General features: G+C 75.3%; 4 protein-coding genes and 1 pseudogene. 2 read left to right on the top strand and 3 right to left on the bottom strand.

What is annotated here, in order from left to right; translation table 11 throughout:
• Positions 1–92: 92 nt before the first annotated feature.
• Positions 93–1,592: an MFS transporter gene (locus AA75_RS41465; RefSeq protein WP_033825687.1), complete on the bottom strand. Its 1,500-nt coding sequence runs from the start codon at positions 1,590–1,592 to the stop codon at positions 93–95.
• A gap of 88 nt (positions 1,593–1,680) precedes the next feature.
• Between AA75_RS41465 and AA75_RS41460 the strand changes: the two genes are divergently transcribed.
• Positions 1,681–2,421 carry a TetR/AcrR family transcriptional regulator gene (locus AA75_RS41460; protein ID WP_051814325.1) on the top strand — a complete coding sequence of 247 codons (741 nt, stop codon included), beginning with the start codon at positions 1,681–1,683 and terminating at the stop codon, positions 2,419–2,421.
• Positions 2,422–2,459: 38 nt separating this feature from the next.
• Here the strand turns inward: AA75_RS41460 and AA75_RS41455 are convergent, their stop codons facing one another.
• Both AA75_RS41455 and AA75_RS50515 read right to left on the bottom strand, forming a co-directional pair.
• The gene (locus AA75_RS41455) at positions 2,460–3,038 is read right to left on the bottom strand and encodes a DinB family protein (protein WP_051814323.1); all 579 of its coding nucleotides are present in this window, start codon (positions 3,036–3,038) and stop codon (positions 2,460–2,462) included.
• A 72-nt stretch (positions 3,039–3,110) separates the two neighbouring features.
• Entirely contained in the window at positions 3,111–3,680 is a 570-nt protein-coding gene (locus tag AA75_RS50515; RefSeq protein WP_051814322.1) for a hypothetical protein, read from the bottom strand.
• A gap of 385 nt (positions 3,681–4,065) precedes the next feature.
• Between AA75_RS50515 and AA75_RS50510 the strand changes: the two are divergent.
• Positions 4,066–4,446, top strand: a pseudogene (locus tag AA75_RS50510) (hypothetical protein); the annotation flags it as partial.

The following is a 4,446-nucleotide window of genomic DNA, read 5'->3' as shown; positions in this document are numbered from 1 at the left end:
GGTGAGCGGCCGTGCTGTCGGACGGGGGGGGCGCGGGTCGGGCGGGGGCCGGGCGGGGGTCCGGCCCCGCTCGGGCCGGGGTCGGTCCGGGCTCAGGCGGGGGCGTCCGCCGCCTTCGCGGCGGCGGCGCGCCGGGTGGGGAGGGTCAGCGCCCCGAGCAGCGCGCAGGCGGTGAACAGGGCGCCCACCAGCAGGGCGCGCCCGAAGCCCGCGGTCAGCGCCTGCGGGACGTCCACGCCGCCCTCCGCGAGGCGCGTGGCGGTGGTGTGCGAGGCGACGGTGGCCAGCACGGCCAGGCCGACCGCGCCGCCGACCTGGCGGAAGGTGTTGGCCAGCCCGGACGCCAGCCCGGCCTCCTCGCGCGGGACGCCGCCGGTGGCGGCGACGGTGGCCGGCATCATCGACAGGCCCATGCCGAGCGTGCACAGCACGAACGGGCCGAGCACGTCCGTCAGGTAGCCGCCGTCCGGGGTGAAGCGCGACAGCCAGACGAACCCGACGGTGCTGGTCAGGGTCCCGGCCACCAGCAGCGGGCGCGGACCGGTCCGGGTGATGGTCCGGGTGGCGATCTGCGAGCCGGCGATGATCGCCGCGGACCCGGCGACGAAGGCCAGCCCCGCCCGAACCGCGCTGTAGCCCAGCACCTGCTGGAAGTAGAGCGAGAGCACGAACCACATCGCGAACATCGCCGCGCCGGCCAGCATGGTGACCAGGTTGGCGGTCACCAGGGTGCGCCGGCGCAGGATCCCCAGCGGCACCAGCGGATGGGCGACCCGGGACTCGATCGCGGTGAACGCGGCCAGCAGCAGGACGGCGGCGGCCAGCGGACCCCAGACCACCGGCGAGCCCCAGCCGTGCGACTCGGTGGAGATGATCCCGTAGACCAGGGCGGTCAGCCCGGCGGTGACGGTGGCCGCGCCCGGCAGGTCCATCCGCCGCAGCCCGCCGCGACGGGCGGCCCCGGCCGGGACGTACGCCAGTGCGGCCAGGAACAGGGCGACGCCCACCGGGACGTTGACGAACAGCACCCAGCGCCAGCCCGCGTACTCGGTCAGCAGTCCGCCGACCACCGCGCCCGCCGCGCCGCCGGCCGCCATCACGGCGCTCCAGGCGCCCATCGCCCGGGTCCTCGCCCGCGGCTCGGTGAAGGTGGTCATGATCAGGGTGAGGGTGGCCGGCGCCAGCACGGCACCGCCGATGCCCTGGGCGGCCCGGGCGGCGATCAGCGGCCCGGCCCCGTCGGCCAGCCCGCCCGCCAGCGAGGCCAGGGTGAACACGCCGAGCCCGGTCAGGAACGCACGCCGCGGCCCGATCAGGTCGGCCAGCCGGCCGCCGAGCAGCAGCAGCCCGGCGAAACCGAGGGTGTAGGCGTTGACGATCCACTGCTGGCCGGCCGGGGTGAGGTGCAGGTCGGCGCGCATCGCGGGCAGGGCCACGTTCACGATCGAGACGTCCAGCACCACCATGAACTGGGCGGCGCAGGCGATCACCAGGACGGCGGTGGTGGACAGCCGGCGTGCGGCCGGCGGGGCTGGGGACGGGGTGCGGCCGGTGCCGGCCGGGGGCCGGACGGCGGACGGGCTGGTGCCCACGTGGGCTCCTTCGGGAAGGGTGATTTCTGGAGAGTCTCCAAAAATGTAGCATCTCTACTTTTCTGGCGCCGTGGATTATTCTGAGCCCATGACCGCGACCGCTGCCTCCGCTTCCGCCTCCGCCGTTCCCGCGTCCGACCCCGCAGCCGGGGGCGGGGCCGGGGCCGGCGTTCGGCCGGGGCTGCGCGGGCGGAAACGGGAACGGACCCGCCGGTCGATCGCCGACGCGGCGTTCCGGCTGTTCGCCGAGCGGGGGTTCGACGGCGTCACCCTGGTCCAGATCGCCGCCGAGGCCGAGGTCGCCCCCGCGACCGTCTTCACCCACTACGCGTCCAAGGACGACATCTTCTTCAGCCGGCGTCAGGAGTTCGCCGAAGCCCTCCCGGGGGCCGTGGTGACGGCCCGCACCGGGGCGGAACTGGTCGAGGGGCTGCGCGGCTACTACGCCGCCAACGTGGCGCTGGTCCTCGCCCCCGAGGAGGAGGAGGCATCCCGGACCTTCGCCCGGATCCTGCTGGCCAGTCCCGCGCTGCACCGCTTCCACCTCGCGGTCGTCGACGAGCGCCGGGCGATGCTGCTCGACCTGCTGGTCGAGCGGGCCGGCGAAGCCGGCCGCGACCCGGCGGTGCGGGCCGAACTGGCGCTGTTCGCCTGGTCGGCCGGCGCCGCCGGGGCGGCCGCCTCCGAGGAGATGCGCATCCGGCTGGCCGCCGGTGACCCGCTGCCCGGGATCGGCGCCGCCGTCCTCGCCGTCCTCGCCTCCGGCTTCACCCGGCTCGCGGCCGGCTACGCGGACTCGCCGCTGCTCGTGGCCGCTGCCCGCGACTGATCGTTCGGGACCGACCAGGGCCGGTCGGTCCGGGGCGGTCAGTAGCCGGTCGCGCCGTCGATCCGCTCGCGCAGCAGGTCGGCGTGGCCGTTGTGCCGGGCGTACTCGGCGATCAGGTGCACCAGGATCCGGCGCAGTGAGACCGGGCCGCCGGTCGCCCGGTGCACCCCCGTCTCGTCCAGCGAGGCCGCGGCGGCGACGATCGCGCGGGAGCGCTCGCACTCCTCGCGCCACAGCGCGAACGCCGCGTCCGGATCACCGTCGAGGCGCTCGAAGTCCTGGTCCGGGTCCTCGTCGGTGTAGTACAGCATCGGCACGTCGGCCCCCGCGAACTGGATCCGGAACCACCACCGCTCCACCCCCGTCAGGTGCCGCAGCAGCCCGTGCAGACTCAGCCCGGACGGCGGCAGCCCGCGCTCCGACAGCCGGTCGGCCGACACCCCGGCGCACTTGAGCGCGAAGGTCTCGCGGTGGAAGTCCAGGAAGGACGTCAGGATCTCGCGTTCGTCGCCCACCAGCGGCGGCGTCCGGCGGTCGTCGGCCTCGGCCCAGCCCTGGGCGTAGTTCTGCGGCGGGATGTCCTGCGGCGGGATGTCCTGTGGTGGGAGCTCACTCATCCCGCCAGCCTGTCACCGGCCACCGACAGCCGCGGGGAACCCCGCCGGCCGAGGTCCGCCGTCCCGGCCGGGTCAGTGGCCGACGGCCGGGACGCAGCCGCCGTCGGCGATGAAACCGGTGGTCTCGGCGTTGACCCTGCCCTCGTTGATCGTCCCCTTCAGGCAGCCGCTGCCCGCCTCCACCACGACCTGGGCGTAGCTGCGGTCACGCCACAGCTCGACGTGGACGGTCGCCGGCTCGGTGCCGGTCGCCTCGGCGGTCGCGCGGCGCAGGCCGTCCTCGTCCAGCGGGCCGCCCGCCAGCTTGGTCAGGGCCGCCTGCAGGGCCTGGACACGGGGCTGGTTGTCGGCCCGGGCGGACTCGGACAGCGGCATCTCCTGCTTGTACGCGTGGTTGTCGGCGTACCGCTGCTCCTCGCTGTACGAGATGCAGGGCGACGGCGCCGGCCCGGCCTCGGGGGCCGGGCAGAACGCGACGGGGGCCCCGCCGCCGGTGGCGCGCGGGCTCGGGATCGCGCTCCGGTCGGCGCCACCGGTCCTGGTCCCGGCCCGCTGGTCGGTCACCGTACTGCCGCAGCCCGCCACCAGCACCAGCAACAGCGCGCCAGCGGCGGCCGGGCGGACACCCCCGAAGATCCTCATTCCGCCATCCTGCGTGAGCGAACGGCTTCGGCGGGTGCGGCGGCGCCGATCGTGACCGGACCGTTGCGCGGACATCCCCCGCCCGGTCCGGCGGGGGCGGATGCGCGAAAATTCCCACCATGTAGATGAATTGACTGATCGTCGGAATTCCACCCGGGGGAATCCCGGGCGGGTGCCGGGCGTGTGCCAGGCCGGGAACCGCGCGGCGGACGATCGGGCCGTACGGGCCGTACGGGCCGTACGGGCCGTACGGGTGCCGCCGTGGCCGCCGCAAGCCGTCGGGGTGAATGTCACGCGGTGTGCGGGGGTGGGGTGGATCTGCGGCTCGATCAGATTTACGGACTTGTACATCTACGAATATATGTTCGATGCTTAATCCGTGCACATGTTCGATTCAGTATCGCGGGGACCGGCCACGGCCGGCGGGGACCTGCTGCCCGCCCTGCCGGCCCTGGCCCCGCTGCTGCCCGGTGGCGGGCTGCGGCGCGGCGCGGCGGTCTCGGTCGACGGCGGCGACACCGGCCTGCTGCTGGCCCTGGCCGCCGGTGCGGCCTCGGACGGCGCCTGGGCGGCCACCGTCGGCCTGCCCGACCTGGGCCTGGCCGCCGCTGCCGGGTACGGGCTGGACCTGGGCCGGCTGCTGCTCGTCGACGACCCGGGACCGCACTGGCCCGAGGTGATCTCCGCGCTGGCCGGCGCGGTCGGACTGATCCTGCTGCGCCCCACCGGCCCGGTCGCCCCGCAGCTGGCGGCCCGGCTGACCGCC

Origin of the sequence: Kitasatospora sp. MBT63, assembly GCF_000710465.2 — a bacterium.
GTDB lineage: Bacteria > Actinomycetota > Actinomycetes > Streptomycetales > Streptomycetaceae > Kitasatospora.
The sequence above is the reverse complement of the archived record's forward strand: the minus strand, read 5'-3'. Positions and strand labels throughout refer to the sequence as shown.

What these genes read in the sequence shown, in the direction of transcription:
- AA75_RS41460 (WP_051814325.1), top strand. Translation starts at nt 1,681, where the DNA reads ATGACCGCGACCGCTGCCTCCGCTTCCGCCTCCGCCGTTCCCGCGTCC.
- AA75_RS41455 (WP_051814323.1), bottom strand. Translation starts at nt 3,038, where the DNA reads ATGAGTGAGCTCCCACCACAGGACATCCCGCCGCAGGACATCCCGCCG.
- AA75_RS50515 (WP_051814322.1), bottom strand. Translation starts at nt 3,680, where the DNA reads ATGAGGATCTTCGGGGGTGTCCGCCCGGCCGCCGCTGGCGCGCTGTTG.